The organism is Domibacillus sp. (assembly GCF_031181085.1).
Classification (GTDB): Bacteria; Bacillota; Bacilli; order Bacillales; family Domibacillaceae; genus Domibacillus.
The window spans coordinates 42,390-55,085 of record NZ_JAPSLE010000002.1; the positions used below are offsets into that span (position 1 = coordinate 42,390).

The 12,696-nt window shown below is 46.2% G+C and carries 13 protein-coding genes and 1 pseudogene; 8 read left to right on the plus strand and 6 right to left on the minus strand.

The annotated features are described in order from the left end of the window. Window positions 1-168: 168 nt before the first annotated feature. Together RIN81_RS03900 and RIN81_RS03905 are read left to right on the plus strand one after the other, a co-directional pair. Window positions 169-606, plus strand: coding sequence for a BrxA/BrxB family bacilliredoxin (locus tag RIN81_RS03900; RefSeq protein ID WP_309087607.1), 438 nt, complete (start codon window positions 169-171; stop codon window positions 604-606). A gap of 58 nt (window positions 607-664) precedes the next feature. Beyond that, window positions 665-1,651, plus strand: coding sequence for an aromatic acid exporter family protein (locus tag RIN81_RS03905; protein WP_309087609.1), 987 nt, complete (start codon window positions 665-667; stop codon window positions 1,649-1,651). Here the strand turns inward: RIN81_RS03905 and prli42 are convergent. Beyond that, window positions 1,644-1,739, minus strand: a complete 96-nt coding sequence (gene prli42, locus RIN81_RS15765) for a stressosome-associated protein Prli42 (RefSeq protein ID WP_242233548.1) — start codon at window positions 1,737-1,739, stop codon at window positions 1,644-1,646. The genes RIN81_RS03905 and prli42 overlap by 8 nt on opposite strands. 123 nt (window positions 1,740-1,862) lie before the next feature. Here prli42 and mce point away from each other — a divergent pair, with 123 nt between their 5' ends. From mce to RIN81_RS03920, 3 genes are all read left to right on the plus strand, one after another. Beyond that, on the plus strand, window positions 1,863-2,285 hold the full coding sequence (gene mce, locus RIN81_RS03910) for a methylmalonyl-CoA epimerase (protein WP_309087611.1): 423 nt from the start codon (window positions 1,863-1,865) through the stop codon (window positions 2,283-2,285). Further along, window positions 2,269-3,819 carry an acyl-CoA carboxylase subunit beta gene (locus tag RIN81_RS03915; protein WP_309087613.1) on the plus strand — a complete coding sequence of 517 codons (1,551 nt, stop codon included), beginning with the start codon at window positions 2,269-2,271 and terminating at the stop codon, window positions 3,817-3,819. The genes mce and RIN81_RS03915 overlap by 17 nt, the downstream gene beginning before the upstream one ends. Window positions 3,820-3,902: 83 nt before the next feature. Next, window positions 3,903-5,018 (plus strand): M20/M25/M40 family metallo-hydrolase, encoded by a 1,116-nt coding sequence (locus RIN81_RS03920; protein WP_309087615.1) that lies wholly within the window; start codon window positions 3,903-3,905, stop codon window positions 5,016-5,018. A 60-nt stretch (window positions 5,019-5,078) separates the two neighbouring features. On the opposite strand, the pseudogene RIN81_RS15825 reads toward RIN81_RS03920, so the two are convergent. Continuing rightward, a pseudogene (locus RIN81_RS15825) lies at window positions 5,079-5,183 on the minus strand (YitT family protein); the annotation flags it as partial. A 357-nt stretch (window positions 5,184-5,540) separates the two neighbouring features. Further along, window positions 5,541-7,043: a glucose-6-phosphate dehydrogenase gene (zwf, locus tag RIN81_RS03925; protein ID WP_309087617.1), complete on the minus strand. Its 1,503-nt coding sequence runs from the start codon at window positions 7,041-7,043 to the stop codon at window positions 5,541-5,543. Between the two features lie 128 nt (window positions 7,044-7,171). Here zwf and rnz point away from each other — a divergent pair, with 128 nt between their 5' ends. Further along, the gene (gene rnz / locus RIN81_RS03930) at window positions 7,172-8,089 is read left to right on the plus strand and encodes a ribonuclease Z (protein ID WP_309088270.1); all 918 of its coding nucleotides are present in this window, start codon (window positions 7,172-7,174) and stop codon (window positions 8,087-8,089) included. Here rnz and proC read toward each other — a convergent pair. Then, window positions 8,086-8,907 (minus strand): pyrroline-5-carboxylate reductase, encoded by an 822-nt coding sequence (gene proC / locus RIN81_RS03935; RefSeq protein ID WP_309087619.1) that lies wholly within the window; start codon window positions 8,905-8,907, stop codon window positions 8,086-8,088. The two genes, rnz and proC, sit on opposite strands and share 4 nt — an antisense overlap. A 153-nt stretch (window positions 8,908-9,060) precedes the next feature. Here proC and RIN81_RS03940 point away from each other — a divergent pair, with 153 nt between their 5' ends. Both RIN81_RS03940 and RIN81_RS03945 read left to right on the plus strand, forming a co-directional pair. Beyond that, window positions 9,061-10,026: an MBL fold metallo-hydrolase gene (locus RIN81_RS03940; RefSeq protein WP_309087621.1), complete on the plus strand. Its 966-nt coding sequence runs from the start codon at window positions 9,061-9,063 to the stop codon at window positions 10,024-10,026. After that, the gene (locus RIN81_RS03945) at window positions 10,016-10,792 is read left to right on the plus strand and encodes an SDR family NAD(P)-dependent oxidoreductase (protein ID WP_309087624.1); all 777 of its coding nucleotides are present in this window, start codon (window positions 10,016-10,018) and stop codon (window positions 10,790-10,792) included. The genes RIN81_RS03940 and RIN81_RS03945 overlap by 11 nt, the downstream gene beginning before the upstream one ends. A gap of 23 nt (window positions 10,793-10,815) precedes the next feature. Here the strand turns inward: RIN81_RS03945 and RIN81_RS03950 are convergent, their stop codons facing one another. Both RIN81_RS03950 and RIN81_RS03955 read right to left on the minus strand, forming a co-directional pair. Further along, the gene (locus RIN81_RS03950) at window positions 10,816-11,778 is read right to left on the minus strand and encodes an alpha/beta hydrolase (RefSeq protein ID WP_309087626.1); all 963 of its coding nucleotides are present in this window, start codon (window positions 11,776-11,778) and stop codon (window positions 10,816-10,818) included. Then, a complete protein-coding gene (locus RIN81_RS03955; RefSeq protein ID WP_309087628.1) occupies window positions 11,727-12,650 on the minus strand; it encodes an aldo/keto reductase in 924 nt (307 codons plus the stop codon). Before RIN81_RS03955 ends, RIN81_RS03950 begins: the two co-directional genes overlap by 52 nt. Between the last annotated feature and the right edge of the window lie 46 nt (window positions 12,651-12,696).

Below are 12,696 nucleotides of genomic sequence, written 5' to 3' on the forward strand. Positions count from 1 at the left end.
TCAATACAGGGAGTTTAGGGGTATGGATCCAGTTGCCTTATTATTCTACCCGCGTTTTAAAAAAGTAAACATTATTTTTAAAGGCATGTAAAAGAGAGATGCCGCTTTATTGAAATAAACGTTTTTTTCCCTTATGATTAAGCTACTAATCACAAAGGAGAGAAAAACATGGGAATGAATTTTAATTTTTTTATGAATGATGTTGTTCGCCAGGCGCGCGATGAAATCAAAGCGGCCGGCTATTCAGAGCTTACAACACCCGAGGAAGTCGATGCAGTTCTAAACGAAAAAGGAACAACACTTGTAATGGTGAATTCTGTATGCGGCTGTGCCGGAGGAATTGCCCGTCCAGCAGCAGCGCATGCGATTCATTATGACAAGCGTCCTGATCGTTTAGTGACTGTGTTCGCAGGGCAGGATAAAGAAGCGACAGCTCAGGCGCGCAGCTTTTTCACGGGTTATCCGCCGTCTTCTCCATCTTTTGCTTTATTAAAAGATGGACAGATTCAAGCGATGGTGGAACGCCATGAAATTGAAGGGCATCATCCGATGTCTGTCGTTGAACATCTGCAATCACTCTTCGATCAGCACTGCGAAGAAGTGTAAGGATGACCTGAAGCCCTGCCGTGTGCGGCAGGGCTTTCTTTAATTCGAGGTGAACGTAATGATCAAAATCGGGTACCGAACGTCCAAAACGGCTCTTGGTATAGCGGTGTCTATTTTACTTGCTGAATGGATCGGCCTTCACAACTCAGCTTCTGCCGGCATTATTGCCATTTTGTGTATTCAAAATACGAAGCAGCAGTCTTTAAAAGCTTCCTGGACCCGTCTTGTAGCCGGGATGCTCGCTCTTTTTTATTCCGCCGTTTTTTTTGAATTGCTTGCTTATCACGCGGTTGTGATCGGCCTGATTTTAATCGTCTTTATTCCGACAACCGTGGCGCTTAAAGTACAGGAAGGCATTGTTTCAAGCACCGTTCTTATTTTGCATATGTATGCTGCAAAAGAAGTTTCTGCAGCGCTTCTCTTAAATGAAATGGCTCTTGTCATCATAGGAGTAGGCATAGCACTTGTGCTCAATTCCTACATGCCGAGCGTAGAAAACGAGCTTGTAAAAATGCAGCAGCAGACAGAAGAACTGTTCGAGCGTATTTTCAAAGAAATTATCTCTTACTTGCGAACGAATGAACACACTTGGGACGGAAAAGAACTGACGGAAACGGCCGAGCTGATTAAACGGGCAAAATCGCTTTCCTACAAAGACGTACAAAACCATTTTACCCGCCATAACAGCTTGTTTTATCAGTACTTCACGATGCGTGAAAAGCAGTTTGAAATTATCGAACGGCTTATTTCAGTTGTGATTTCTATTTCTCACCGTCCGGAGCAGGCGGAAATGATTGCTTCCTTTATGGAAGAAGTAAAAGGGAATATTCACCCGGGCAATACTGCCAAGCTGCACTTAAGCCATTTAAATGATTTAAAACGGGAATTTGAAGAAATGCCTTTACCGAAAACACGCGAAGAGTTCGAAGCACGTGCTGCCCTTTTGCAGTTTGTAAGAGAAATGGAACGATATCTCCGTATTAAAGCGCGGTTCCGGGGCATGAAAAAAAGAGCAGCCCATAGGCGCCGCCCTTCTGTTACATAAACATCGTTAAGCCAAACATAAGTGTTGAAATCAACATTGCAAATAACATTAAATACACAACAATCTTTTGAAATGTTTTATTACGCATGAAACTCTCCTTTAAGGGTTGTTGAGTATTATTGTACCGGCAATGAAACGGATTTTCAACAGGCTTGCTGCAGAAGAAACGCCATTTAACCGCTTATCTATTTTCATCAAAGGGGATGGGAACATGAATAAAGTCGATCATATTGGCATAGCCGTTTCATCATTGGAAGCAGCACTTTTACTGTATACCGGGAAGCTTGGCATGACTCATATTAAAACAGAAACTGTTGCGTCACAAAAGGTTCGCGTCGCTTTTATTGATGCCGGTAATGTAAAATTGGAATTATTAGAGCCGGCTGCGCCTGACAGCCCAATCGCCCGGTTTATCCAAAAAAGGGGGCCTGGCATCCACCATATCGCGTTTAACGTGAAAGATATTGAGACGAGAATAGCGGAGATGAAAAGCCGGGGAATTGAGATGATTCAAGAAGAGCCGGTCGCCGGTGCGGGAGGAGCTAAAATTGCTTTTATGCATCCGAAGTCAACAGGCAGCGTGCTGATGGAAATGTGTGAAAAAGGGGGGGCGAAGCATGAAGGATATGTTTGATGCTATTCATTATTTGCAGGATAAACGGCGGGAAGTGGAATTGGGCGGCGGCGACGAGCGAATTGACAAGCAGCATGAAAAAGGAAAACAAACAGCGCGTGAGCGGATTGACCTGCTTGTAGATGAAGGTACATTCGTCGAATTAAACCCATTTGTCAAACATCGGAGCACAGATTTTGGACTTGACCGCATCGAGGGACCTGGAGACGGAGTTGTCACGGGATACGGGAAAGTAAACGGCCGTCCGATTTATTTGTTCTCACAGGATTTTACCGTTTTCGGAGGCGCTCTCGGTGAAATGCACGCACAGAAAATTGTTCACGTAATGGACTTAGCGGCTAAAAATGGTGCTCCTTTTGTCGGTTTAAACGACTCAGGAGGGGCACGTATTCAAGAAGGAGTCCTTTCGCTTGATGGATACGGCCAAATTTTTTATCGGAATGCGATTTATTCAGGAGTGATTCCGCAAATCTCAGTTATTTTAGGCCCATGTGCAGGCGGCGCGGTGTATTCGCCGGCCATTACTGATTTTGTTTTTATGGTCGACCAAACGAGCCAGATGTTTATTACAGGCCCTAAAGTGATTGAAACGGTAACAGGTGAAAAAATTTCGGCCGAAGATTTAGGCGGGGCGAAGGTACATAACACCGTCAGCGGCAATGCCCATTTTCGCGGCCGTACAGAAGAAGAAGTAATAAAAGGCGTGCGCACATTATTAACCTATCTCCCTCAGAACAATCATCAAAAAACACCTCTTTCTGAAACAAAAGATGAAAGCGATTACCGAGACGACTTGGCGGATATAGTGCCATTTGACGGGCTTCGTCCATATGATGTGCGCCTCGTTGTCAGCCAAGTTGTCGATACAGGCTCTTTTATGGAAGTTCAAAAAGAATTCGCCAAAAACATTGTAGTCGGCTTTGCCAGAATAAAAGGAGAAGCGGTCGGCCTTGTCTGCAATCAGCCAAAATGTATGGCAGGAGGGCTTGATATTGATTCATCTGATAAAGCAGCCCGGTTTATCCGCTTTTGTGATTCGTTTAATATTCCCCTTATTACATTTGAAGATGTTTCAGGCTTTTTTCCGGGTGTGAAGCAGGAGCTGGGCGGGATTATCCGCCACGGTGCCAAAATTCTGTACGCTTATTCAGAAGCGACCGTGCCGAAAATTACAGTGATTTTAAGAAAAGCGTATGGCGGTGCTTACGTTGCCCTTAATTCAAAGTCCATTGGCGCTGACCTCGTATTTGCCTGGCCGAATGCGGAAATTGCCGTTATGGGGCCTGAAGGCGCTGCAAATATTATTTTTGCCCGTGAAATTGCCGAAAGTCCAAATCCGGAAGCGGCCCGTCAGGCGAAAATAGAAGAGTACCGCAGAAAATTCGCCCACCCTTATGTGGCGGCTGCCCATGGGATCGTGGATGATATCATTGATCCGCGCGAAACACGCATTAAATTGATTCAAGCGCTTGATATGATGCGGACAAAACAAGAGGATCGGCCCAAGAAAAAACATGGAAACATGCCTTTATAAACGGTGCTGCAGCGCGTGCTGGCTGATTTTTCCGTTTGAAATGTTTATAATGAAAAAGTGAGAAAATGTGGAGGTGCTGCGCGATGAATGAAGAACGTTTAGTAAATGAATTTTTAGAACTTGTACAAACAGATTCAGAAACAAAGCATGAACAGGTGATTGCCCAGCTGCTTAAAAAGAAATTTGAAGACCTTGGCTTGGATGTTCATGAAGACGAGGCAGCGGCAAAAACAGGGCATGGAGCCGGCAATTTAATTTGTACCCTGACGGGAAATAAACCGGGCGTTGACCCGATTTATTTTACCTCTCATATGGATACAGTGGTTCCGGCCAACGGGGTAAAGCCTGTTGTAGAGAACGGCATCGTCAAAACAGATGGCACAACTATTTTAGGAGCGGACGATAAAGCCGGGCTTGCGGCTATGTTTGAAATGATCCGTCAGCTCAAAGAGCGTAATATCGAGCACGGAGACATTCAATTTATCATTACCGTCGGGGAAGAGTCCGGGCTTGTAGGAGCGAAAGTGCTTGATCCATCTCTTATCAAAGCTAAATATGGGTTTGCTCTTGATAGTGACGGGGATGTCGGCAATATCATTATAGCCGCACCGACGCAGGCCAAAATTACAGCGCATGTATACGGGAAAACAGCGCACGCCGGTGTAGCACCTGAAAAAGGTGTCTCAGCGATCACAATGGCTGCTAAAGCGATTGCGCGTATGTCTCTTGGCCGGATTGACGAGGAAACGACTGCGAATATTGGCCGCTTTGAAGGCGGACAGGCAACCAATATCGTTTGTGATTATGTTAAAATTTTGGCGGAAGCCCGCTCGCTTGTACCGGATAAAATGGAGGAGCAGGCGGGTAAAATGAAAGCCGCTTTTGAAAAAGTGGCAGCCGAAATGGGCGGTCGTGCAGAAGTAGAAATTGAAGTCATGTATCCAGGCTTTAAATTTGGTGCTGATGATCATGTTGTACAAGTAGCACAGAAAGCTGCCGCAAAAATCGGCCGGCCATCCGAGCTTTTAACAAGCGGCGGCGGAAGCGACGCCAATGTCATTGCCGGTTTTGGCATTCCGACTGTCAACCTGGCTGTCGGATACGAAGATATTCATACAGTGAACGAAAAAATGCCGGTAAAAGAATTAGTCAAGCTTGCCGAAATGGCGGTCGCCATTGTAGAAATTACAGCAGAATAAAAAAGCAGCTGCCGAAACGGGCAGCTGCTTTTTGCTTGTATAAGAGCTGTATGGATAAGGTTAGTGAATATCTCTTTTTTTAAAGCGGCCGCCGCGCATCTCTGTAATGCCGCCTGCCGCTAAAAAAGCAACTGGATCAACTTCTTCAACCATTCCTTTAATTTCTTTCAGAGGACTCTTTGGTACTGAATTTTTTGCTGGTGAAAAGTGAGGTAATTTCATTTTGCTTTCGTAAAATAGTTGGATGAGAGCGGGAAAGGAGCCGCGCTGTTATGGATAATGCAGCCTTGCCGCGTCTTTATTTTTTACTCATCGCATGCAAATGTCTCTTTTACAAAAGGGATAAGCATCTTCATACATGAGCTCATTCATAAAAAATAAAGAAATATAATAGTTTTACGGTGCCTTTATAGTATATTATAAGAAAATGGAAGCAATGGCGGGCGCTGTTTGACTGTAAAGACCGACATTGATAGGGGCACGAAAAAAGACGCCTTTTAAAAGGCGTCTTCATAAGCAAGATTAGTTACTACATACATCTACATCAAGCATGTTCAGCGGCCACCAGAAGAAGCCGTCTTTCTCAAGGAGTGCATCGGCTGCCTGTGGTCCCTTCGTGTTAGCTGCGTAATTTGGAAACGATGCTTTTTCCTCACGCCATGCTTTTGAAATGACATCCACAAAGCTCCAGGAAAGAGATACTTCGTCCCAATGCGTGAAGTTCGTTGAATCGCCGCGCATGGCGTCATGAATAAGCTTTTCATATGCTTCAGGCGTATTCATAATATCAACACCGTTGTTTGCGTAGCTAAGCTTAACCGGTGTTGTTTCCAGCTGATGGCCGGCACGCTTTGCATTCAAGTGAAGCGTAATACCCTCTTCCGGCTGAATATGAATAACGAGCAGGTTTGGCTCCAATTCCTGATCATCCGGACGATAATACAGGTTCATTGGGATATCTTTAAACTGAACCACAATTTTCGTTGACTTCATCGGCATCCGTTTTCCTGTGCGGATATAAAATGGTACACCCGCCCAGCGGAAATTATCAAACATGATTTTTCCAGCTACATATGTTTCTGTATTGGACTGGGGATCCACATTGCTCTCCTGGCGGTAACCAAGAAGAAGTTCACCTTCATTCGGACCGTACTGGCCGCGGACAAAATAATCATTGACCGTTTCAGGCGTTAACGGGCGCATAGAGCGGAAAGCCCGAACTTTTTCCAGCCGGATTTCTTCATCCTGAAGGCTGATTGGCGGCTCCATAGCAAGAAGGGCTACCATTTGCAGCATATGGTTTTGAACCATGTCTTTTAATGCGCCGCTTGTTTCATAATAGCCGCCGCGCTCTTCCACACCGAGCGTTTCGCTGGATGTAATTTGAATATTTGAAATATATCGGTTATTCCAAAGCGGCTCAAACAGTGCATTGGCAAAACGGATCGTTTCGATGTTCTGCACCATTTCCTTGCCAAGATAATGGTCAATTCGGTAAATGTCTTTTTCATCAAATGATTGGCGAATTTGGGCATTCAGTTCTTGAGCAGAAGGAAGGTCATGGCCAAACGGCTTTTCAATCACAAGACGCCCAAAGCCTTCTGTATCGGTTAAACCGTCTGCTTTTAAATGATCGGCGATTGTTCCAAAAAATTCTGGTGCCATCGCCAGGTAAAAAAGACGATTGCCGCCGAGAGTATAGGTTTGGTCAAGCTCGTCGGCGAGTGTCCGTAATTCAGCATACGACTCGGAATCCGATACATCGTGCGGCAGATAATAAAAATGTGAAATAAATTCATCTATTTGGTCATGAAGAGAAGTGGATTTCATGACGGATTCTTTTACGTGTTCCCGGAACACTTCATTGTCCCATGGGCGGCGTGCTGTTCCGATCACGGCAAAGCCCGAAGATAAATGTCCTTTCCGGTAAAGACGATAAAGGGACGGATATAATTTTCTTTTAGCCAAGTCTCCTGTTGCGCCGAACAGGATTGTCAGCGCTGATGGCGTTTCGAATTGTTTCACGATAGTAACCCCGCTTTTGAGTTTTCATTTTTATACTATTGCATTTTTTCACAAAACAGTGAAAGTGACAAGTATTTTTGTTTATGATACATATATGTCAAAAGAAGATAAACAAGGGAGTGTTTCTGATCGAACTTTTATTTCTTGGTACCGGGGCTGGCGTTCCTGGAAAACGGCGTAATGTAACGTCCATCGCCCTGAAAATGCTGAATGAGCGCGGTGCAGTCTGGCTGATTGACTGCGGTGAAGCCACACAGCATCAAATTTTACATACGAGCTTAAAGCCGCGCCGTATAGAAAAAATTTTCATTACGCATTTGCACGGCGATCACCTTTTTGGACTGCCTGGATTACTTGGCAGCCGTTCATTTCAAGGCGGGACGGAACCGTTAACCGTATATGGGCCGTCCGGCATAAGGGCTTTTATTGAGACAGCTCTTTTAGTCAGCAATACTCATTTACAGTACCCTCTTTTAATCGAAGAAATTCAAGAAGGAACGGTGTTTGAAGACAGCCACATGCTTGTAACAGCAGAAAAGCTTGATCACGGAATTGATTCATACGGCTACCGGTTTGCTGAAAAGGAAAAGCCAGGCGAACTGCTTGTTGAGAAGCTGCGCGAGGATGGGATTCCGCCGGGCCCTGTTTATAAAAAAATAAAAGAAGGACAGATGGTTACCCTCCCAGGTGGGCGTGTTATTGACCCAGCTCCATACACAAGCGGCCCGCAGCCGGGAAAAATCATCACGGTCCTTGGTGATACAAGACAGTGTGAAAGTGCCGTCCGGCTGGCCCGCAACGCAAACGTACTCGTTCATGAAGCGACGTTTGATGCGAAAAGTGAAAAGATGGCCCGTGATTATTTTCATTCAACCACGAAACAGGCAGCCGAAACAGCGGAACGGGCTGGAGCGAAAAAACTATGCCTCACCCATATCAGCTCCCGCTATACAAAAGAAGAAGAGCAGCAGCTTGTAAAGGAAGCGGCTGAACGGTTCCCATCTGTCGTGATTGCGTATGATTTTCTGGAAGTTCCGATTGATTAGCGGATATAAGCATTGCCAAGGCGCTTTGACTGGACAGCCGCTTCTTTAACGCCTGCTTCAATCGCCTGCTTTACCCGAAATTCATCAAATGTGCGCACAGCCGCTTCGGTTGTGCCGCCAGGACTTGTGATAGCTTTTCGGAGGGCAGCGGCCTGGCCGTCGTGTTTGGAGAACATGCTGGCAGCGCCGAGCAGTGTCTGCATGAGCAGTTCCTTCGTGGTATCATGATCCAGACCAAGATCTTCGCCAGCCTGCTGGATCGCTTCTGCTACATAATAGAAGTAAGCAGGGCCGCTTCCGGAAACAGCCGTTACTGCATCCATTTTCGATTCATCGACCGTAATCGCGGTGCCGATAGCCGAAAATAAATGAATGGCAGCAGCATGCTGTTCTTCTGTAACAAAGCGGTTCAGGGCGATCGCCGTAGCGGATTTTCTGACTGCAGCGGACGTATTAGGCATCGAGCGGATAATAGCGCACGGCTTGCCGATCGTTTCCTCAATAAAATCAAGGCTGACACCAGCAAGTAAACTGACGATAACCGAATTCTCCTGAATAAAAGGCTGAATGCTCAACAGGCCGGCTTCTGCATCTTTCGGCTTCATAGCCAGCACAACCAGATCAGCATCCCGCACAGCGGCGCCGGCTTCATAGCCGGTTTGAACCCCGAATTCATCCGCGAGCTGCCGCAGCCTGGCATCGTTGGCTTTATTCGTTACATATGTATGGTCAGCCTTTAATGCACCGCTCTGCAGAGCTCCAGCGATGAGGGCTTCTGCCATAGAGCCCGCGCCGATAAAAACAGTTTTCAATTTCATTCCTCCCATTGCCTAAACATTTTGACTTTTCAAGTGATTATGCGGAATAATCACCCATCTGTCAAGAGGAGAAGATAAAGGGAGTGATAATTCCTTTTTGAAACGCTGCATGAAACAGAATAATAAGTACATAAGCAAGAATGAGGTGAAAAAATGGCGATTGAAACGTATAAAGATATTGTAAAAATAACCGTGCCAACTCCTTTTCCAATCGGTGACGTCAATACATATGTTGTAAAGGGAGACCGGCTGACTTTGATTGATGCCGGTATTCGCACGGAAGAAGCAGGCGCCGCCTTAAAAGCGGGATTGAAAAACGCCGGCTACGAGGTTTCGGACATTGAACAAGTGGTTTTAACCCATCATCACCCTGACCATATAGGGCTTTTAGATCAATTTAACGTCCATATATATGGTCATGAGTACGCCAAAAACTGGCTTTCCTATAATGAGCCCTTTATGCAATGGCGCAAAGAGTTTTTCTTTGCTCTTTTTAAAGAGTTTGGTATTCCGGCAGACAAATACGAAATGGCAGCGAATCTGGAAAAAACATTGTCTTTTGGATCGCAGAGGAGCCGGCTCAGCGGCTTTTTAAAAGAGGGAGATACTATTCCGGGCCTACCGGATTTTCGTGTGTTTGAAACGCCGGGCCATGCGCAGAGCCATCTTGTTTTTTACCGGGAAAAGGACGGTCTTCTTCTGGCTGGAGACCATATACTAAAAACCGTTTCGTCCAATCCTCTGATTGAACCGCCAATGGAGGTGGGAGGGACACGAAGCAAGTCACTGCTTCAATATCATCATTCATTGAAAAAAATAATGGATCTGGATATCAGCCATGTGATGACAGGGCATGGAAATGATCTTTCATCGATCAAGCCGGTGCTTCAGCGCCGCTTTGAACGGCAGCACGAACGGGCTATGCTTGTTTTATCCATGCTTCAAAGCCGGCCTATGACTATGTTTGAGTTATGTATCCAGCTGTTTCCGGAAGTATACGAAAAACAAACCGGCTTAACGCTGTCTGAAACAGCCGGACAAGTCGATTATTTGCTCCAGCAGGGAAGTATTCGTGCAGACCGGGCAGAGGACGGAGCGATTTATTACTATGGAGCGTAATCAAGAAAAAGTTGTGGTGATTACAGGTGCTTCATCCGGACTTGGTGCAGAACTTGCGAGGGCTGCCGGAGCAAAAGGATACCGTCTTGTGCTTCTTGCAAGACGGCTGGACCGGTTAAAGAAGCTGCAGAAGGAGCTGAACGGACAGGGCGTCTCTGTCCGCGTGTTTGAGGCGGATGTGGCGGACAGGCAGAGAATGGAAGAGGTATTTAAACAAATAGGCACGGTTGATGTACTGATTAACAATGCGGGAGTCGGTTTTTTTACATGGGCACATGAAGCGAAGGCGGAGGAGACCAAGCAGATGCTTGATGTAAATGTGAGCGGGCTGATTACGTGCTGTGAACTGGTTATTCCGCACATGATGGCGCGCCGGAGCGGTCATATTATTAATATTGCGTCACAAGCCGGCAAGATGGCTACGCCAAAGTCAGCCGTTTATGCGGCAACAAAACATGCAGTACTCGGTTACACGAACAGCCTGAGAATGGAAATGAGCCGGGCCGGGGTGCTGGTGACGGCCATTAATCCCGGCCCGATTGCGACGCCGTTTTTTGATCAGGCCGACCCGGAAGGCACGTACGTAAAAAATGCCGGCCGTTTTATGCTGGACCCAAAAAAAGTAGCCGGAAAAACAATTGCCATCATCGGACGGCCGGTGAGGGAAGTGAATGTTCCGCGCTGGATGGCCGCAGGCAGCCGCATTCATTCCCTGTTTCCAAACGCAGTTGAAAAACTGGGGAAAAACGCTTTTTTCAAAAAATAAAAAGGAGCCGATTCGGCTCCTTTTTATGATGGATATAAATCAAACTCTGCCAGAAAGCGATCAATGGCTTCTTCATATTCTTCCGGATTTTCATTATAAGATTGAGCGTGTCCGCCTGTTTCGGCCATAAAGAGCTGTTTGGGCCCCCTTTTTGCTTCAAACAGCGCTTCTGTCATATCAGGAAGGATAAAGTCATCTTCTTTGCTGTGAATAAAAAGAACCGGCTTCTCGATAGATTGAATCGCTTCAAGCGGAGACAGCTCCGTCATTTTATAACGCCCGCGCAGCCAAACGGCCCATTCAGCAATCGTCATAAAAAAGGGAGGAGAAAAACCGAGCTCTCGTTTCATTTGATGACGCACCTGCTGCCGAAAATCTGAAAACGGACAATCAGCTATATAAAAAGATGCTTTGTCTTCTACCGTGCCGGCATAAAGTAAAAGCGTAACGGCACCCATTGATTCCCCATGGATGCCAAAGCGGATACCCTCACCTTCCCGGCGGATCAATTCATCGATGATGGCTTTTAAATCATGCTTTTCAAAATGACCATAGCTTGTAAAAGACCCCTCAGACTCTCCGTGCCGGCGGTGGTCAAAAAGAATTGCGTTAAAGCCGCGTTTTAAAAATACATTCATATATTTTACGGAGTTGATTTTATGCTCTGTGACTCCATGGCAGAAGATCACATATGGACGGCCGGGGTTAGGTGTAATAAAAACACTTTTTAAACGGGTACCGTCCATAGAACGGACCCACACCTCCTCTTTTGGAAGCTGTCTGTATAGCTCAAGGTCGAATCTCCCGGCTTTTGTTTCCCGTTCTGCAACCGCTTCTTCCGCTTTTTTGGCGATATATAAAATCCGCTGGGACAAATAAAGGCCGGTTCCTGCTATGGCCAGTACCGCAGAAGCACTGGCAGCCAGGCCTTTTTTTACAGCCGATGCGCGTCGTAGTCGGCTGTTTTTGAGATATCTTGTATCCATTTGTATTCTTCCTCCGTCAGCGCTGCTTCCCGTACGGCACGGGCATTTTCTTTCAGCTGCTCAACGGAGCTTGCCCCGGCCACAACAGTAGCAGCAGCTGGATGACCGAGCACATAGCGGAAAGCAAGCCCGTTTAATGTGCGTCCTTCCGGCACGTTTTTCTCAAGTGTTGACAGCACCGATTCGAGTTCCGGCTCACTGTACCAGTTAACCCCTTTTTTTGACGCCTTTGAAAGCTTGTCACGCCAGTGGCTGGTTAAAAGTCCGAAGGCCACCGGACCGCGTGCGGCGACAGTGACGCCATTCTCTGCTAAAATAGGAAGCGCCTGTACTTCAGGACGACGGTCCAGTATGCTGTACTGCATCATGACATTTGAAAGATTCGATCTTTTTACATATTCATTGATCACAGTCGGTCGAATGGAGGAAATACCATAAGCGCGGATAAGCCCTTCTGCTTTTAATTCCTCAAATGCTTCGATTGTCTCATCAATAGGATCTTCAAGGGTGCCGCCGTGCAGCTGATATAAATCAATATAGTCAACACCGAGCCGTTTTAAACTTTGTTTGGCTGCTTCTTTTATGTATGCCTTTGAGGCATCCCACGTCCAGCTGTCTTTCGACTCGGTCCAGCGGTTGCCTGCTTTTGTCGCGATCACGACCTGGTCACGAACTGCGCGCAACGTTTTGCCGACCAGCTGTTCATTAACACCAAAGTCGTATAAATCAGCTGTATCAAAATAGGTGATGCCTTCATCTAGAGCTGTTTTTAAAAGCGTTTCTGCCTGCTTTTCTTCGGTGCCGATGGACATGCATCCAAGACCCAGCTCGCTGGCGTAAATACCAGATTTCCCAATTTCACGTTTATTCAATTTACATCACCTTCCTTTTTTGTACAGTGTAACATATGGAAGAAAA